The following is a 17,848-nucleotide window of genomic DNA, read 5'->3' on the forward strand; positions in this document are numbered from 1 at the left end:
CATCACCCGTACCAGGAGGCATCCAGCGATGTCGGTCCCCCAGCTCAACGACGAGCAGCGCGGCGAGGAGATCCTCGCCGTCTTCGACACCGCCTTCGGCGAGCTCCTGGCCGCCGACCCGGCCGCGTTCCGCGTGAAGTTCCGGAAGATGGCGGCCTCGGCGTTCGCCTTCTACCGGGGCACGGCCGCGCTCTTCTACCACGACCTGGACGCGGAGCACGCCGGGCCGGGCGGCGGGCGGATATACACGGGCCCGTACCTGGACGAGCGCACCTCGCGCGTGTGGATCCACGGCGACCTGCACGCGGAGAACTTCGGCACCTACATGGACTCCAACGGCCGCCTGGTCTTCAACGTCAACGACTTCGACGAGGCCTACGTCGGCCCGTTCACCTGGGACCTGAAGCGCTTCGCCGCCTCCGTCGCGCTGATCGGGTACGCCAAGGCGCTCAGCGACGAGCAGATCACCGAGCTGGTCGAGGTGTACGCGGACGCGTACCGCGAGCGCATCCACGCGCTGGCGACGGGCGCGAAGAGCGACGAGGTGCCGCCCTTCACCCTGGACACCGCCGAGGGCCCGCTGCTCGGCGCGCTGCGGACGGCCCGCTCGCTGACCCGCTTCGAGCTGCTGGACTCGATGACGGAGATCCGTGACTGGGAGCGCCGGTTCGCCTCCGGCGGCGGCTCCATCGAGCTGGACGCGGCGACCCGCTACAAGGTGCTCGCGGCCTTCGACGGCTACCTGGAGACGCTCCCGGAGTCGTCCCTGTCCCGTCCGGACTCCTACCGCGTGAAGGACGTCGTGGGCCGCCGCGGGATCGGCATCGGCTCGGCCGGCCTGCCCTCGTACAACATCCTCCTGGAGGGCGCCACGGACGCCCTGGAGAACGACGTGGTGATCTACATCAAGCAGGCCCAGACCCCGGCCGTCTCCCGGCATGTCACGGACCCGGCGATCCGGGACTACTTCCAGCACGAGGGCCACCGCACGGTGATCTCGCAGCGCGCCCTGCAGGCGCACGCCGACCCGTGGCTGGGCTGGACCGAGCTGGACGGCGCGGGGCAGCTGGTCGCCGAGGTGTCGCCGTACGCGGTGGACCTGGACTGGAGCGACATCGACGACCCGGAGGAGATCGCGGCGGTCGTCGCCGACCTCGGCCGGGCCACGGCGTCCATGCACTCGGCGGCCGACGACACCTCCGGCGAGTCCCTGGTGCCGTTCTCCACCGAGCGGGCCATCGACGCGGCGATCGCCGCCGACGAGGACGGCCTCGCGGGCCTGCTCACCGACTTCGCACACAGCTACGGCGCACGCGCGCGTGCCGACCACCAGATCTTCGTCGACCTCTTCCGCAACGGCCGCATTCCGGGGTTGTAACCTTCGCCGATTCTCAGGGCCTTTTTAGGGGTCTCTTACATGAGTCCGTGACAGACTCTCCACCGCTATGGACATATCCGGGACCCAGCTCAGAGCCGTGCGCGCGGCGCTGTTCACGGCCTTCGTCGTGACGCTCAGCACCGCGTCGCACGTGCTGCTGTCCCGGGCCCCGCTGCCGCTCACAACGGTGGCCGCGGTCGCCGCCGGCGTGTTCGGCACGGCGTACGCGCTGGCGGGCCGCGAGCGGGGCTTCGGCCGGATCGCGGCCCTGCTGATCCCGCTGGAGCTGGCCGCCGACACGGTCTTCACCACCGGCCAGCACGCCTGCTACGGCCGGGCGGGCGGCCCCATCGCCGGCCCGCTGCGCGCGGTCGGCTTCGACGTGCTCTGCCACGGCGGCACGGTCGGCACCCCGCTGGCCCGGATGACCGGTGGCTCGCGCGCCACCGCGGCCCTCGCGCACGCCGACCCGGCCGCCGCCTGGCTGCTGCTCGCCGCGCACGTCGGCGTCGGGCTGCTCGCCGCCGCCTGGCTGCGCCGCGGCGAACGGGCCCTGACCCAGCTGCTGCGCGCCGTCGCCGCCACCACCTTCCGCCCGCTGCTCCTCGCGGTCGCCGCGGGCACGGTCCGGCCGGCGCCGGTACGACGGCTGCCGCGCCCGGCGCCGCGCCCGGCCGCCACCCGTGACCTGCTCCTCGCGCACTCCCTGGGACGGCGCGGACCGCCGTGCTCCGGGGCGCTCGCCCTGCCCTTCGCCTGAGCGCCCCTCCTTCCCGAGCACGCCCCTCGTCCGAGCACGACGAGTCCCCCACACGTATCCCGCGTACGACATGTGCGCGTCCTCTATGGAGATCACCAACATGAGCAAGCGGAACAGCGCAGCTGCCAAGAACGCGGCCCGGGAGCGACTGCGCATCGAGCGCGAGAAGCAGGCCAAGCGCGCCAAGGTCAGGCGGCAGGCCATCGTGGCCTGCTCGGTCGTGGCCGTGCTGGCCGCGGCGGGCGGCATAGGCTACGCCGTCGTCCAGGCCAACAAGCCCAGCCACTGGGAGGCCGTGAAGGACGAGAAGGTCGTCGCCCCGGCCCACACCACGGGCACCGACGGCACCACCGTCATCATCGGCAAGTCCACCGCCCAGAAGACCCTCAAGGTCTACGAGGACCCGCGCTGCCCGATCTGCGCCCAGTTCGAGCAGACCGTCGGTTCGACGGTCAAGAAGGACATCGACGACGGCAAGTTCAAGATCCAGTACATCGGCGGCACGTTCCTCGACGGCGACGCGCTCGGCAAGGGCACGATCGGCTCTCGCGGCGAGGGCTCCAAGAACGCCATGGCCGCCATGGGCGCCGCGCTCAACGTCAGCGACGAGGCCTTCCTGGAGTACAAGACCGCGCTGTACTCGAAGAAGTGGCACCCCGACGAGACCACGGACAAGTTCAAGAACGACAGCTACCTCATCGAGGTCGCCAACACCGTCCCGGCGCTCAAGAACAACAAGTCCTTCCAGGCCGACGTCAACTCCGGCAAGTACGACGCCTGGGCGCTGGCCATGTCGAAGACCTGGGACACCAACAAGGACGGCGTCACGGGCACTCCGAGCTTCGTCATGAACGGCAAGATCCTGACGGCCGACTCCAGCGGCAACCCGCCGATGACCGTCGCGGCCTTCAACTCCGTGGTGGACGCGGCCCTCAAGGCCTGACGCCCGACCGGAATCACCGGCTCCACGTGAAGAGCAGGCGAACTTTCCCCGGTTCGCCTGCTCTTGTTCATACTGGTCAGTAACCTGAGCGGTCGTGACCAGTCGAAACAGATCAACACAGTCTTCCGAGAGTGCGCAGACCCTCTCTCCCCGCCGCCGTACGGTCGTCAAGGCCGCGGCGGCGACCGCTGTCCTGGCCGCCCCGCTGGCCGCCGCCCTGCCGGCCCGGGCCGCCTCGGACGCGCCCGCCTTCCTGCACGGCGTCGCCTCCGGCGACCCGCTGCCCGACGGCGTCCTGCTGTGGACCCGGGTGACGCCGACCGCCGACGCCGCGCCGGGCTCCGGGATCGGCCCGGACACCGAGGTCAGCTGGGTCGTCGCCACCGACAAGGCGCTGACGAACGTCGTCTCCAAGGGCTCCACCACCGCCACCGCCGCCTCCGACCACACGGTCAAGGCCGACATCCGCGGCCTCGCCCCGGCGACCGACTACTGGTTCCGCTTCTCGGCCGGCCCCACCGACTCCCCGGTGGCACGCACCCGCACCGCGCCTGCGACGGACGCCACCGTCTCCGGCCTGCGCTTCGGCGTCGTCTCCTGCGCCAACTGGGAGGCCGGCTACTTCGCCTCCTACCGCCACCTCGCGGCCCGCGGCGACCTCGACGCCTGGCTGCACCTCGGCGACTACATCTACGAGTACGGCACCGGCGAGTACGGCACCCGCGACACCGTGGTCCGTGAGCACGCCCCCACCCACGAGATCATCACCCTCGCCGACTACCGCGTCCGGCACGGCAAGTACAAGACCGACACCGACCTGCAGGCCCTGCACGCCAAGGCGCCGGTCATCGCGATCTGGGACGACCACGAGTTCGCCAACGACTCCTGGTCCGGCGGCGCCGAGAACCACACCGAGGGCGCCGAAGGCACCTGGACGGCCCGTCAGGCCGCCGCCAAGCAGGCCTACTTCGAATGGATGCCGGTCCGCCCGGCCATCGCCGGCACCACCTACCGCAGGCTGCGCTTCGGCAAGCTCGCCGACCTCTCCCTGCTCGACCTGCGTTCCTTCCGCTCCCAGCAGGTGTCCACGGGCAGCGGCTCGGTCGACGACCCGGACCGCACCATCACCGGCCGCGCCCAGCTCGACTGGCTGAAGGCAGGGCTGAAGGCCTCCGACACCACCTGGCGCCTGGTCGGCAACTCGGTGATGATCTCGCCGTTCGCCATCGGCTCGCTCTCCGCCGACCTCCTCAAGCCGCTCGCCAAGCTGCTCGGCCTGCCCCAGGACGGCCTCGCCCTCAACACCGACCAGTGGGACGGCTACACCGACGACCGCCGCGAGCTGCTGGCCCACCTGCGCTCCAACGCGATCACCAACACGGTGTTCCTCACCGGCGACATCCACATGGCCTGGGCCAACGACGTGCCCGTGGACGCCGGGACCTATCCGCTCTCGGCCTCCGCCGCCACCGAGTTCGTGGTCACCTCGGTGACCTCCGACAACCTCGACGACATCCTCAAGGTCTCCCCCGGCGTCGTCTCCACCGTCGCCGCACCGGTCATCCAGCTGGCCAACCGCCATGTGCACTGGGTCGACACCGACCGGCACGGCTACGGCATCCTGGACATCACGGCCGCGCGGGCGCAGATGGACTACTACGTCCTCTCCGACAAGACGAAGGCCGACGCCACCTCGTCCTGGGAGCGGTCGTACCGCACCCGCAGCGGCACCCAGAAGGTCGAGCGCACCTACGACCCGGTGTGACCGTCGCCTACAGCGTGTCGAGGAAGCCGAGCGCCACCCGCCAGGTGGCCTCGGCGGCCTCCGCGTCGTAGTCGGGCAGACCGGGGTCGGTGTAGAGGTGACCGGCGCCCGGGTACCGGTAGATCTCCACGTCGGCGCCGGCCCGGCCCATCTGCAGATACCAGGCGCTCAGCCAGTCGTCCGTCTCGAAGGCGTCCGGCTCGGCCACGTGCAGCTGCACCGGCAGCTCGGCCACCGAGGCGCTGGGCGCGATGTCCGACGTGCCGTGCAGAAGCAGCAGCCCCCGTGCCCGCTCGTCGCCCAGCGCCAGCGTCTGCGCGACCGAGGCGCCCAGCGAGAACCCCGCGTACACCAGCCCGCGCTCGGAGTAGGGCGCCGCCGCCAGCACGGACCGCTTCAGCAGCTCGTCCTTGCCGATCGACTCGTTGAACTCCATGCCCTCCTCGACCGTGTCGAACGTGCGCCCCTCGAACAGGTCCGGCGTCCACACCTCGTGCCCGGCGCCGCGCAGCCGGTCCGCGGCCTCGCGCACCGCGGGCCTGAGGCCATAGGTCGAGTGAAAGAGCATGATGTTCATGCGCCCATGGTGCCAGCCGTCACCGAGGGCACCGACCGCCCTCCGATCCGGACGTGACGTCCTTCTCACCCGGCGGCATGTTCAGGACCCCGCAGATCCGGTTACGTTCGAAGCCATGGAGATGGAGAACGTACTCCGCCCGCTGATCGTGTTCGGCGGCGCCGTCGTCCTCACCCTGCTGATCGGCTGGGCGACCGATTTACTGCTGCGCAAGGTCGACGCACGGCACAGCGAGACGCCGCTGTGGGGCCTGCTGCGCCGCGGTCGCATCCCGTACCAGCTGGTACTGTGCGCGGCCCTGCTCAGAGGCTCCTACGGCCAGGCCCAGCTGATCCTTGAGCACCGGGTCGCCGTCGGCCAGATCCTGACCCTGGTGCTGATCGGGTCGGCCGCCTGGCTGGTGGTGCGGATCGCGGCGGCCGTCGTGCAGTCGACCTACGACCGCTATGCCCGCGCCCACCACGACGCGGCCCGGGTCCGCCGGGTGCGCACCCAGGTGTCGCTGATCATGCGGGTGGTGACGGCGATCGTCGGCGTGGTGGCCGTGGCGGCGATGCTGCTGACCTTCCCGGCCATGCGTGCGGCCGGCGCCTCGCTGCTGGCCTCCGCCGGACTCCTCGGCATCGTCGCCGGTGTGGCCGCCCAGTCCACGCTGGCGAACATGTTCGCCGGTCTGCAGATCGCCTTCGGCGACATGGTGCGTCTCGGTGACACCGTCGTGGTCGACGGCGAGTGGGGCACGGTGGAAGAGATCACGCTGACCTTTCTGACGGTACGGACCTGGGACGAGCGCCGGATCACCATGCCGGTGTCGTACTTCACCTCCAAACCCTTCGAGAACTGGTCGCGGGGCACCCCGCAGATGACCGGGATCGTCTACTGGCACCTCGACCACTCGGCGCCGATCGAGTCGATGCGGGAGAAGCTCCAGGACATCCTGCGCGAGTGCCCGGCCTGGGACGGGCGGGCCTACGGCCTGGTGGTCACCGACTCCACGCCGAACACCATCCAGGTGCGGGCGCTGGTGACCGCCAAGGACGCGGACGACATCTGGACGGTCCGGGTCACCGTCCGGGAGCAGATGATCACCTGGCTGAGCGCGGAGCACCCGCACGCCCTGCCCCGGGTCAACACCGCCGACGCGGTCCTGCCGCCCGGCGGGATCATCCCCTCCCAGGACGGGGTGGCGGCCGGCCGGCGTCTGTACGAACCGCGCCGCACCGGCCGCGGCTGACCGCTCCCGCGGCCCTCAGTGGCCGCGCTCGGCACCACCGTTGACCTGGATGATCTGCGAGGTGATGTGCCCGGCGGCCGGGGAGGCCAGCCAGTGGAGCGTGGCGGCGACGTCACCGGGTGTGCCGGCCCGCCCGGTCGACGTCTCGGCGACGAGCTGCGCGCGCCGGGCCTCCTCCACCGGGCCGCCGAAGAAGTCGGTGTCCTCGATGTACCCCGGTGCGACCACGTTCACGGTGACCCCACGCGGCCCCAGCCGCCGGGCCAGGTCATGGGCATAGGGATGCAGGGCGGCCTTGGAGGCGGCGTAGGACCCGGTCCCCGAGCCCCGGAAAGCCGCTATGGAGCTGAGGAACAGCACCCGCCCGCCGGGGTCGGCGAGCCGGTCCTTCAGCGCCTCCGTGAGCAGCACGGCGGTCAGCGTGTTCTGCCGGAAGTTGCCGCTCCAGACGCGGGCGGCGGCGTCGAGCGGGTCACCGCCCTCCGCGTCGGGCGCGAACGCCGCGTTCCCTCCGGCACTGTGGACGAGCACGTCCACGGTGCCGAACTCCTCCGCGACGAAGCGCGCGACTCCGCGCACCTGCTCGGGTTCGGCCAGATCGGCGGCGTACACCTCCGCCCCGGGCACCCCCGCCTTCTCCAGCACCTCTCTGCGCCGCCCGAGCAGCAGCACCCGATCCCCGTCCCCGGCGAACACCCGCGCCGCGGCGAGCCCGATCCCGGTTCCTCCACCACTGATCACAATGTTCCGAGCCATGATCCGAGACTACGAGTACAAAGCCGACGGCGCCTCTGACTGTCCACAGCCGCCATGTACTTGTATTACTGCCGCTGTACATCCCGGCGAAAGCCGAGCCGGGGGGAGGAACTGCGCGACCAGCCACGACGGCGCCGCGGTCGACCGACGGCACGTCACGGCACTTCCAGCGGAGCGCTCAGCGCAGGCTGCGGACGTCCAAATGCCTCAGCACCCGGTCCACGATCTCCGGGTCCGCCCCCGGCTCACTCCGCGCCGCCAGCACCTCGTGCCGTGCCGCGCTGAGCATCTCCTGCTGGATCCGCCGCAACCGCTTCAGCCGCCGCATCCGCTTCTCGTGGCCCTCCCGCCGCTCGTCCTCCACCACATCGGGACTGATCCGGAACCCGATCTCGAAGGCCCGCCGCAGCATCTGCTCGGTGACGTCGTCCGGCAGCTCCTCGACCTGCTCGATCTCCTTCAGACGCCGCCGTGCCGCCTTCGCCGCCCGTACCGCCAGCTCTTTCTCGATCTCCTTCTCGCGGTCGGTGTCGGCCCGTACCCCCAGCCGTTTCACCAGCCACGGCAGGGTCAGCCCCTGGAGCACCAGCGTCGCCATGATCACGCCGAACGCGATGAAGACGATCTCGTCCCGGTCCGGGAAGGCCGATCCGTCGTCCGTCTTCAGGGGAATCGCCAGGGCCAGCGCCACCGACGCCACCCCGCGCATCCCGGACCACCACATCACGATCGTCTCCCGCCAGCTGGTCGGGATCTCCTCGTCGTAGTCCCGCCGGGCGTGCAGCCGCTTGGTCAGCCAGGTCGCCGGCAGCAGCCAGAGCAGCCGTACCACGACGACCACGGCGACGATCGCGGCCGCCCACCCCAGCAGTTCGCCCCAGCGGCCGGCCGCCGTGCGGATCGCGTTGTGCAGCTCCAGGCCGATCAGCCCGAACGCGACACCGGTGACGAGCGTGTCGACGATGTCCCAGAAGGTGTAGCCGGCGAGCCGGGTCATCACGTCGTCGGCGTCGGTGGCGTACTCGGCGATGAACAGCGCAGTGGTGAGCACGGCGAGGACACCGGAGCCGTGCAGCTCCTCGGCGACGACGTAGGAGACGTACGGGACGAGCAGGGTCAGCCCGATCTGCAGGGTCGCGTCGCCGAGCACGTCCATCAGCTTGTTGGCGCCCCAGCCGAGCACCAGCCCCACGACGACCGCGACCACGGCGGACAGCAGGAAGTCCAGCCCGGCCCGCCACGGCGAGAAGGCACGGCTGACCACGGCGGCGATGGCCACGTGGTACAGGACGATGGCCGTGACGTCGTTGAAAAGCCCCTCGCCCTCCAGGATCGACACCAGCCGGCGCGGCAGCCCGAGCTGCCCGGCGACGGCGGTCGCGGCGACCGGGTCGGGCGGGGCGACCAGCGCGCCCAGCGCGACCGCGGCCGCGATCGGCAGTCCCGGCACGATCGCGTTGGCGACGACGGCGACGCACACCGTGGTGACGAAGACCAGGGCCACGGCGAGCAGGAAGATCGGCCGTTTGTTGGCCGCGAACTGGCGCCAGGAGGTCCGCCGTACGGCGGCGTAGAGCAGCGGCGGCAGCAGGCCGGGCAGGATCAGCTCCGGCGGGATGTTCACGTTCGGCACGAAGTCGGCGACCGCGAGGACGATCCCGAACAGCGTCATCAGCACGGGCGCCGGCAGTCCGAACCGGTCCCCCAAGGGGACACTCACCAGGGCCCCGAGCAACAGCACGAACAACAGGGCCAACTGATCCACGGCCAGCACTCCGGGAGTCGACGATCACACAGCAGGCCTCAAGCCTGCCATGCGACCCCGGTCAGAGCGCGCGCCGCATCCCCCGGTGCGCGATGCCCGCCTTCTCGTACTCCGGTCCGTACGGCTCGTAGCCCAGCCGCTCGTAGAAGCCCAGCGCGTGGGTCTGCGCGTGCAGGTCCACCGCGGTCAGGCCACGCGCGCGTGCGGCCTCCTCGATGGCCCGGACCAGGGCGACGCCTATGCGGAGGCCGCGGGCCTCCGCGGCGACCGCGAGCCGGCCCAGGGAGCCCAGGGACAGGTCGCCGCCGGTCTTGGCCGCGGCCGGCTCGCCGTACAGCAGCCGGCCGGTGCCGAGCGGTACACCGTCCTCGCGGACCGCCAGGACGTGCACGGCGACGGCATCGTACTCGTCGTACTCCAAGTCCTCGGGGACGCCCTGCTCGACCACGAAGACCTGCTTGCGCACCACGCGGCAGGCCTCCAGGTCGGCGGGATCCTCGGCGACCCGCACCCGGTACGCGCGCGTGCTCATCCGTACGTCTCCTCGCGGACCTGGTCGAGCGCCTTCTGCAGGTCGGCCGGGTAGTCGCTGGCGAACTCGGCCCACTCGCCGTCCCCGGGGTGCTCGAAGCCGAGCCGGACGGCGTGCAGCCACTGGCGGGTCAGGTGCAGCCGCTTGGCGAGCGTCGGGTCGGCGCCGTAGGTCAGGTCGCCGACGCAGGGGTGGCGATGGGCGGCCATGTGGACGCGGATCTGGTGGGTGCGGCCGGTCTCCAGCTTCACGTCGAGCAGGGAGGCCGCGCGGAACGCCTCGATGAGGTCGTAGTGGGTCACGGAGGGCTTGCCGTCGGCCGTGACCGCCCACTTGTAGTCGTGCTGCGGGTGGCGGCCGATCGGGGCGTCGATGGTGCCGCTGGTCGGGTCGGGGTGGCCCTGCACGAGCGCGTGGTAGCGCTTGTCGACCGTGCGCTCCTTGAACTGGCGCTTCAGCGAGGTGTACGCCCGCTCCGACTTGGCGACCACCATCAGACCCGAGGTGCCGACGTCGAGGCGGTGCACGATGCCCTGGCGCTCGGCGGCGCCGGAGGTGGAGATCCGGTAGCCGGCGGCCGCGAGACCGCCGATCACGGTCGGGCCGGTCCAGCCGGGGCTGGGGTGCGCGGCGACGCCGACCGGCTTGACGATCACGACCACGTCACCGTCGTCGTGCACGATCTCCATGCCCTCGACGGGCTCCGCGACGATCTGCACGGGCGCGGGCGCCCCGGGCATCTCGACCTCCAGCCAGGCCCCCCCGCGCACCCGCTCGGACTTGCCGACCACCGAGCCGTCGACCTGGACCTTGCCCGCCGCGGCCAGCTCGGCCGCCTTGGTACGGGAGAAGCCGAACATGCGGGAGATGGCGGCGTCGACGCGCTCGCCCTCCAGGCCGTCGGGCACGGGCAGGGTTCGGATCTCGGGAAGGGTACTCACCCGTCGAGTATGCCGGACACCGCCGACAGCCCCGTACGCAAGTCCGTGCGGTCCGTGCGGCCCCGTCAGTCCTTGTGGACGGTCCCGTCCGGGTCCAGGCCACGGAAGGAGAGCAGCACGATCAGGATGCCGCCACAGACGATCGCCGAGTCGGCCAGGTTGAACACCGCGAAGCCCTTGGGTGCGATGAAGTCGACGACCTGGCCCTCGAAGATCCCCGGCGAGCGGAAGATCCGGTCGGTGAGGTTGCCGAGCGCGCCGCCGAGCAGCAGGCCGAGCGCGACCGCCCACGGGAAGCTGTACAGCTTGCGCGCCAGCCGGAAGATCACCACGATCACGGCCGCCGCGATCACCGTGAAGATGATCGTGAAGGCGCCGCCGAAGCCGAAGGCCGCGCCCGGGTTGCGGATCGCGTGGAACTCCAGCCAGTCGCCGACGACCTCGATCGGCGCATGGTGCTCCAGCTTCGCGACCACGATCATCTTGCTGACCAGGTCGAGGGTGTACGCGAAGGCGGCCACCGCGAAGAGCACGGCGATCCGGCGCCCGCGCCCGGGCCGCCGTCCCGCGGTGGACTGCTGATCCGCACCGGACGTGTCAGAGGCGCCGGGCGCCGCCGTCCGCTCGCCGCCGTCGTCCGGGGTGCCCGGCGTACCGATGATGCGTTCCGCCTCTGCCACGTGAGTCCCTCAAACCTAGGTGCCTGCCTCGGGACGAGACTACGGCACGCCCCAGGCGCCCCCGACGCTCAGTAACGGCGTTCCTGCTTCTGCTTGCACTCCACGCACAGGGTGGCCCTCGGGAAGGCCTGCATCCGGGCCTTGCCGATGGGGTTGCCGCAGTTCTCGCAGAGGCCGTAGGTGCCCGCGTCCAGCTTCTGCAGGGCGCGCTCGGTCTGTTCGAGCATCTCGCGCGCGTTGGCGGCCAGCGCGAGTTCGTGCTCGCGGGTGATGTTCTTGGTGCCGGTGTCGGCCTGGTCGTCTCCGGCGCCGTCGCCGGAGTCCCGCATCAGCCCGGCCAGAGCGCTCTCGGACGCCTCGATCTCGGCACGCAGCCGCATCGCCTCGGTCGTCAGCTCGGTGCGCGCCTCCTCGACCTCCTGCGGCGTCCACGGGTCCTCGCCGGGGCGCACCGCGAGCTCACCCGGAGCCGCCGCGGCGAGCCGCGCCTTGGGGACGGCGGTCTCCGCCGCCGTGGCCGTGCCAGGAGTCTTCTTCGCAACCACCGTCGTGGCTCCCGTCTGCTTCGCGGCCCGCGCCGCGCCCGCTTTCTTGGCCGTACTTTTCTTGGCCGTGCTCTTCTCCGCCGCGGTCTTCGTCGCCGCGGCCCCGGACGTGCTCTTCTCCGGCTTCCGGACCTTCTCCGTCCTGGTTCCGTCGGCCTTCTTCACAGCGGCCTCCTTCTCGGCCGCCTTCCCCACCGGTGCCTTCTTTGCGGCCTCTTTCCTGGCGGAGCCCTTCTCGCCCGGCGCCTTCCTGGAAGGAGCCGCCGCTGTCGCGCGCGTGCTCTTCTTTTCGGCGTCCCCCGCGGTCTTCTTCGCCACCATGGCCGCGGCCCCTTCACATATTGTGATCTTGCACGCGTATCGTGCTGGGACGATAAATCGACTTGAGTCCCGCGGCAACGGGGCACGCCGCCCGATCCGCCTGCCCCGCACCCCCCACGCAGCAGGTATGCATGCGTTGTGCCCAGCTCCCCGCGCGGTAATCCGCCGAGCCGGACATCGCAGGATGCGAACACGCGTACCGCGCCATTCGGGTCATCTCGGCAGACGGACGGTCCCGCGCCGCCGGCGCCCGGAAAACGGGTCGGCCGCTGTCCGTGCGGCGCCGTACACTGGGCGGAGCGAGAAGCGTGGATGGGGACGAGTAGCGGCGTACGCAGCCCAGAGCGACCCGGGGACGGTGGAAGCCCGGGGGCGAGCGCGACGTGAAGATCACCCCGGAGCCGCCGGAAGAACGCCCCGCAAGGGCCAGTAGAACCGGCTTCGCGACCCCAATGAGGGGGCTCACCGGCGCGTACGGCGTCCGGAGAGCCAAGGAGGGTGGTACCGCGGGAGCGCGCCGCACACGGCGTACGGAAGGCAAGGCTCTCGTCCCTCCGACGGAAGGCAGCAAGTCCGTTGGAGGAAGCTCGCAGATGACAGCGCCGACGTACCGCCAGGTGCCCGCACAGGTCGACCTGCCCGCCCTTGAGCACGCCGTGCTCGACTTCTGGCGCGAGCAGAAGATCTTCGCCAAGACCCTGGAGCAGTCCGAGGGCCGCCCCGAGTGGGTGTTCTACGAGGGCCCGCCCACCGCCAACGGCATGCCCGGCGCCCACCACATCGAGGCGCGCGTCTTCAAGGACGTCTTCCCCCGCTTCCGCACCATGCGCGGCTACCACGTGGCCCGCAAGGCCGGCTGGGACTGCCACGGCCTGCCCGTGGAGCTCGCGGTCGAGAAGGAGCTGGGCTTCAGCGGCAAGCCGGACATCGAGAAGTACGGCATCGCCGAGTTCAACGCCAGGTGCCGTGAGTCGGTGACCCGCCACACCGACGCCTTCGAGGCGCTGACGACCCGCATGGGGTACTGGACCGACCTGGACGACGCCTACCGCACGATGGACCCCGAGTACATCGAGTCGGTCTGGTGGTCGCTGAAGACGATCTTCGACAAGGGTCTGCTGGTCCAGGACCACCGCGTCGCCCCCTGGTGCCCGCGCTGCGGCACCGGCCTGTCCGACCACGAGCTGGCGCAGGGCTACGAGACGGTCGTCGACCCCTCCGTGTACGTCCGTTTCCCGCTCACCTCCGGTCCGCTCGCCGGCCAGGCCGCGCTCCTGGTGTGGACGACCACCCCGTGGACCCTGGTGTCCAACACGGCGGTCGCCGCGCACCCGGAGGTCACCTACGTCGTCGCCACCGACGGCGAGGAGCAGCTCGTCGTCGCCGAGCCGCTGGTCGCCAAGGCGCTCGGCGAGGGCTGGGAGACCACGGGCCAGACCTTCACCGGCGCCGAGATGGAGCGCTGGACCTATCAACGTCCGTTCGAACTCGTCGAGTTCCCGAGCGCCGGCGAGGGAACCATCGGGCACGGCCCGCAACCGGCGCATTATGTCGTCAACGCCGAATACGTCACGACCGAGGACGGTACGGGTCTGGTGCACCAGTCCCCCGCCTTCGGTGAGGAGGACCTCAAGGTCTGCCGCGCCTACGGCCTGCCGGTGGTGAACCCGGTCCGCCCGGACGGCACCTTCGAGGAGGACGTGCCGCTGGTCGGCGGCGTCTTCTTCAAGAAGGCCGACGAACGGCTCACCGAAGACCTCAAGCAGCGCGGCCTCCTCTTCAAGCACCTGCCGTACGAACACAGCTACCCGCACTGCTGGCGCTGCCACACCGCGCTGCTCTACTACGCGCAGCCGTCCTGGTACATCCGCACGACGGCGATCAAGGACCGTCTCCTCGCGGAGAACGAGACGACGAACTGGTTCCCGGACACGGTCAAGCACGGCCGGTACGGGGACTGGCTGAACAACAACATCGACTGGGCGCTGTCCCGCAACCGCTACTGGGGCACCCCGCTGCCGATCTGGCGCTGCGAGGACGACCACCTCACCGTGGTCGGCTCCCGCGCGGAGCTCACCGAGCTGACCGGCACCGACCAGTCGGAGCTGGACCCGCACCGCCCGTTCATCGACGACGTCACCTTCGCCTGCCCCCAGTGCGCCAGGACGGCCACGCGCGTGCCGGAGGTCATCGACGCCTGGTACGACTCGGGCTCGATGCCGTTCGCGCAGTGGGGCTACCCGTACAAGAACAAGGAGCTGTTCGAGAGCCGTTACCCGGCGCAGTTCATCTCCGAGGCGATCGACCAGACGCGCGGGTGGTTCTACACCCTCATGGCCGTCGGCACCCTGGTCTTCGACAAGTCGTCGTACGAGAACGTGGTCTGCCTGGGGCACATCCTCGCCGAGGACGGCCGCAAGATGTCCAAGCACCTGGGCAACATCCTGCAGCCGATCCCGCTGATGGACCAGCACGGCGCGGACGCGGTGCGCTGGTTCATGGCGGCCGGCGGTTCGCCGTGGGCGGCCCGCCGGGTCGGCCACGGCACGATCCAGGAGGTCGTCCGCAAGACGCTGCTGACGTACTGGAACACGGTCGCCTTCCAGGCGCTGTACGCCCGTACGTCGAACTGGGCGCCGTCCGCGGCCGATCCGGCCCCGGCCGACCGCCCGCTCCTCGACCGCTGGCTGCTCTCCGAACTGCACGCGCTCACCGACCAGGTGACGCAGTCCCTGGAGGCGTACGACACCCAGCGCGCAGGCAAGCTGCTGTCGGCGTTCGTCGACGACCTGTCCAACTGGTACGTCCGCCGGTCGCGGCGTCGTTTCTGGCAGGGCGACAAGGCCGCGCTGCGCACGCTGCACGAGGTCGTGGAGACCGTCACCAAGCTGATGGCCCCGCTGACCCCGTTCATCACCGAGCGGGTGTGGCAGGACCTGGTGGCGCCGGTGACCCCGGGCGCCCCCGAGTCGGTGCACCTGGCGGCGTGGCCGGAGCCCGACCTGGGAGCGATCGACCCGGAGCTGTCCAAGCAGATGGTTCTGGTACGACGCCTCGTCGAGCTGGGCCGGGCCACGCGCGCGGAGTCGGGCGTGAAGACGCGGCAGCCACTGTCCCGGGCGCTGGTCGCCGCGGTCGGCTTCGACGCGCTCGACCCGGAGCTGCACACGCAGATCACCGACGAGCTGAACGTGTCCTCGCTGGCCTCGCTGTCCGAGGTGGGCGGTTCGCTGGTGGACACCACGGCCAAGGCCAACTTCCGGGCGCTGGGCAAGCGGTTCGGCAAGCGGGTGCAGGAGGTCGCCAAGGCGATCGCCGTGGCGGACGCGGCCGCGCTGTCGCTGGCGCTGCGCGAGGGCACGGCGTCGGTGGAGGTCGAGGGCGAGACCGTGACGCTGGCATCGGACGAGGTGATCATCACGGAGACGCCTCGTGAGGGCTGGTCGGTGGCGTCGGACTCCGGGGCGACCGTCGCGCTCGACCTGGAGATCACGGAGGAGCTGCGGCAGGCGGGGCTCGCCCGGGACGCGATCCGGCTGATCCAGGAGGCGCGGAAGAACAGCGGGCTGGACGTGGCCGACCGGATCGCGCTCAGGTGGGTGTCGACCGACCCTGCGGTGATCGCGGCGCTGGCGGAGCACGCTTCGTTGATCGCCGACGAGGTGCTGGCGACCGACTTCTCCCAGGGCGAGGGGGATGACGGTTACGGCGCTCCCTTCACCGACGAAGGGCTGTCGCTGACGTTCCGGCTGCGGAAGGCGTAGGCACCGGCTCATACCAGAAGGGCCCGGTCTCCACGGTGGGATCGGGCCCTTTCTCATATGCGCGGGTCGGAGCCCTTGAGGGGGCGGTTCCCCGCGCCCCTGATCTACAAGCCCCTTCTCGTACCTGCGGGTCGGCGTCCTTGTCGGGCGCGGTTCCCCGCGCTCCTGGGGGCGCAACGCGCGTCAAAAGGGCGGGCCCCGGATCGAGATCCGGGGCCCGCCCTTTTGAACGCCTGCCGACGACTACGGCGTACTACGCGGCCGCCGTCAGTTGTCGTCCTCGTCGATGAGGAAGCCGCGCATCGGGGACGGCGCCTGGCCCATCGGGGACGGGCCCTGCGGGCGTACCGGTGCCATCGGCTGGGTCATCGCCGGCGTCATCTGCTGCTGGCCGCCGTAGGACGGGGCAGCGGGAGACGGGCCGCCGCCCATCGGCGGGTTGCCGCCGTAGGACGGGGCACTCGCGCCGGCCGGGGCCATGGAGGGCGCCGGGGACGGCGGGAGGGAGGCCGCGGCCGGGGTGCGCGGCGGCGCCAGGGAGTCGTCGGCCTGGGTCTCCAGCTGACGCAGCTGCGACTCCAGGTACGACTTCAGACGCGTGCGGTACTCGCGCTCGAAGCCGCGCAGGTCCTCGACCTTGCGCTCCAGCGTGGCGCGCGCGGACTCCAGGGAGCCCATGGCGACGCGGTGCTTCTCCTGCGCGTCCCGCTCCAGCGCGTCGGCCTTGGCACGGGCGTCGCGCTCCAGACCCTCGGCGCGGCTGCGGGCCTCACCGACGATCTTGTTGGCCTCGGAGCGGGCCTCGGCGATCGCCTGGTCGGCGGTCTGCTGGGCCAGCGAGAGGACACGGGCGGCGCTGTCGCCACCGGGGCCCTGACCGGGGCCGCCCATCGGACCGCCCATGGGGCCGCCCATCGGGCCACCCATCTGCTGCTGCATGGGCGGCTGGCCGCCCATCGGGCCCATGCCCTGGCCCATCGGACCGGGACCCTGGCCCATGCCCTGACCCATCGGACCCTGACCCATCGGGCCCTGACCCATCGGGCCCTGGCCCATCGGACCCTGACCCTGCGGACCACCCTGACCACTGGGACCGGCCGGCAGCTGCGGGGCGCCGCTCGGCAGCTGCGGGGGACCGCCCATGGGGCCACCCATCTGCTGCTGCGGCGGGCCCGATATGCCGGCGGGCACCGGAGCGCCGGGACCTCGCATGCCCTGCTGGGGCATTCCACCTTGCTGAGGCATGCCCTGGGGCATTCCGCCCTGCTGAGGCATTCCACCCTGCTGGGGCATTCCACCCTGAGGCATGCCGCCCTGCTGCTGGTCCTGCGGCTCCGGAGGCTTGCGCATGTTCTGCTGGTTCTGGGCAGCAGCGCGCGTGGCCGCGGCCAGCTTGGCGCGCAGGTCCTCGTTCTCGCGGAGCAGGCGCGTCAGTTCGGCTTCGACCTCATCGAGGAAGGCATCGACCTCGTCCTCGTCATAGCCTTCTCGGAGGCGGACGGTCGTGAACTGCTTGTTCCGCACGTCCTCGGGGGTCAACGGCATCTCTTCACCTCAACGTAGTCGTCGGCGTTCGGCAAGACGGTAGGTCACATCGCTCATCACAGCCGACCAACGATGGCGATCAGGATGTAGACGATGATCATCAGTACGAAGAAGGACAGGTCGAGCGCCACGCCCCCGAGACGCAGCGGCGGGATGAACCGCCGCAGAAGCTTGAGCGGTGGATCGGTGACAGTGTAGGTGGCCTCAAGTACGACCACCATCGCCTTGCCGGGTTGCCATGAGCGGGCGAACTGGAACACGTAGTCCATGACCAACCGGAAGATGAGCACGATGAGGAAGCACATCAGCGCGATGTAGATCACATCCAGGAACACGCCCATG

At 70.8% G+C, this 17,848-nt stretch carries 15 protein-coding genes; 6 read left to right on the forward strand and 9 right to left on the reverse strand.

Annotated features, from left to right (window positions below):
- Positions 1-28: 28 nt before the first annotated feature.
- The 4 genes from OHB00_RS14095 (at position 29) to OHB00_RS14110 (ending at position 4,846) form a co-directional block, all read left to right on the forward strand.
- A complete protein-coding gene (locus OHB00_RS14095) occupies positions 29-1,378 on the forward strand; it encodes a DUF2252 domain-containing protein (protein WP_406434797.1) in 1,350 nt (449 codons plus the stop codon).
- A 67-nt stretch (positions 1,379-1,445) separates the two neighbouring features.
- Complete coding sequence (locus OHB00_RS14100) at positions 1,446-2,138, forward strand: hypothetical protein (protein ID WP_406434799.1); 693 nt, start codon at positions 1,446-1,448, stop codon at positions 2,136-2,138.
- 100 nt (positions 2,139-2,238) lie between these two features.
- Positions 2,239-3,081 (forward strand): thioredoxin domain-containing protein, encoded by an 843-nt coding sequence (locus tag OHB00_RS14105; protein WP_406434800.1) that lies wholly within the window; start codon positions 2,239-2,241, stop codon positions 3,079-3,081.
- A gap of 94 nt (positions 3,082-3,175) precedes the next feature.
- Positions 3,176-4,846, forward strand: coding sequence for an alkaline phosphatase D family protein (locus tag OHB00_RS14110; RefSeq protein ID WP_406434802.1), 1,671 nt, complete (start codon positions 3,176-3,178; stop codon positions 4,844-4,846).
- A 7-nt stretch (positions 4,847-4,853) separates the two neighbouring features.
- Here the strand turns inward: OHB00_RS14110 and OHB00_RS14115 are convergent, their stop codons facing one another.
- Entirely contained in the window at positions 4,854-5,423 is a 570-nt protein-coding gene (locus OHB00_RS14115) for a dienelactone hydrolase family protein (RefSeq protein WP_406434804.1), read from the reverse strand.
- A 121-nt stretch (positions 5,424-5,544) separates the two neighbouring features.
- On the opposite strand from OHB00_RS14115, the gene OHB00_RS14120 reads away from it, so the two are divergent.
- Positions 5,545-6,657 (forward strand): mechanosensitive ion channel family protein, encoded by a 1,113-nt coding sequence (locus OHB00_RS14120; protein WP_406445775.1) that lies wholly within the window; start codon positions 5,545-5,547, stop codon positions 6,655-6,657.
- Positions 6,658-6,672: 15 nt separating this feature from the next.
- On the opposite strand, the gene OHB00_RS14125 is transcribed toward OHB00_RS14120, so the two are convergent.
- The 6 genes from OHB00_RS14125 to OHB00_RS14150 all read right to left on the reverse strand — a co-directional run bounded on the left by OHB00_RS14125 (position 6,673) and on the right by OHB00_RS14150 (position 12,197).
- A complete protein-coding gene (locus OHB00_RS14125; protein WP_406434805.1) occupies positions 6,673-7,413 on the reverse strand; it encodes an SDR family NAD(P)-dependent oxidoreductase in 741 nt (246 codons plus the stop codon).
- A gap of 178 nt (positions 7,414-7,591) precedes the next feature.
- Positions 7,592-9,178 (reverse strand): Na+/H+ antiporter, encoded by a 1,587-nt coding sequence (locus tag OHB00_RS14130; protein WP_406434807.1) that lies wholly within the window; start codon positions 9,176-9,178, stop codon positions 7,592-7,594.
- Positions 9,179-9,239: 61 nt separating this feature from the next.
- The gene (locus OHB00_RS14135) at positions 9,240-9,710 is read right to left on the reverse strand and encodes a GNAT family N-acetyltransferase (RefSeq protein WP_406434809.1); all 471 of its coding nucleotides are present in this window, start codon (positions 9,708-9,710) and stop codon (positions 9,240-9,242) included.
- Positions 9,707-10,651 (reverse strand): RluA family pseudouridine synthase, encoded by a 945-nt coding sequence (locus tag OHB00_RS14140; protein ID WP_406434810.1) that lies wholly within the window; start codon positions 10,649-10,651, stop codon positions 9,707-9,709. Before OHB00_RS14140 ends, OHB00_RS14135 begins: the two co-directional genes overlap by 4 nt.
- A 65-nt stretch (positions 10,652-10,716) precedes the next feature.
- Positions 10,717-11,331 carry a signal peptidase II gene (gene lspA / locus OHB00_RS14145; RefSeq protein ID WP_406434812.1) on the reverse strand — a complete coding sequence of 205 codons (615 nt, stop codon included), beginning with the start codon at positions 11,329-11,331 and terminating at the stop codon, positions 10,717-10,719.
- Positions 11,332-11,399: 68 nt separating this feature from the next.
- Positions 11,400-12,197 (reverse strand): TraR/DksA C4-type zinc finger protein, encoded by a 798-nt coding sequence (locus tag OHB00_RS14150; protein WP_406434814.1) that lies wholly within the window; start codon positions 12,195-12,197, stop codon positions 11,400-11,402.
- Positions 12,198-12,790: 593 nt separating this feature from the next.
- Here OHB00_RS14150 and ileS point away from each other — a divergent pair.
- Positions 12,791-15,961, forward strand: a complete 3,171-nt coding sequence (gene ileS, locus OHB00_RS14155) for an isoleucine--tRNA ligase (RefSeq protein ID WP_406434816.1) — start codon at positions 12,791-12,793, stop codon at positions 15,959-15,961.
- Between the two features lie 267 nt (positions 15,962-16,228).
- Here the strand turns inward: ileS and OHB00_RS14160 are convergent, their stop codons facing one another.
- Both OHB00_RS14160 and OHB00_RS14165 read right to left on the reverse strand, forming a co-directional pair.
- On the reverse strand, positions 16,229-17,506 hold the full coding sequence (locus tag OHB00_RS14160; protein ID WP_406434818.1) for a DivIVA domain-containing protein: 1,278 nt from the start codon (positions 17,504-17,506) through the stop codon (positions 16,229-16,231).
- 56 nt (positions 17,507-17,562) lie between these two features.
- A complete protein-coding gene (locus OHB00_RS14165) occupies positions 17,563-17,847 on the reverse strand; it encodes a YggT family protein (RefSeq protein ID WP_181805458.1) in 285 nt (94 codons plus the stop codon).
- Position 17,848: the final 1 nt, after the last annotated feature.

Source organism: Streptomyces sp. NBC_00631 (assembly GCF_045206895.1).
Taxonomy (GTDB): Bacteria; Actinomycetota; Actinomycetes; order Streptomycetales; family Streptomycetaceae; genus Streptomyces.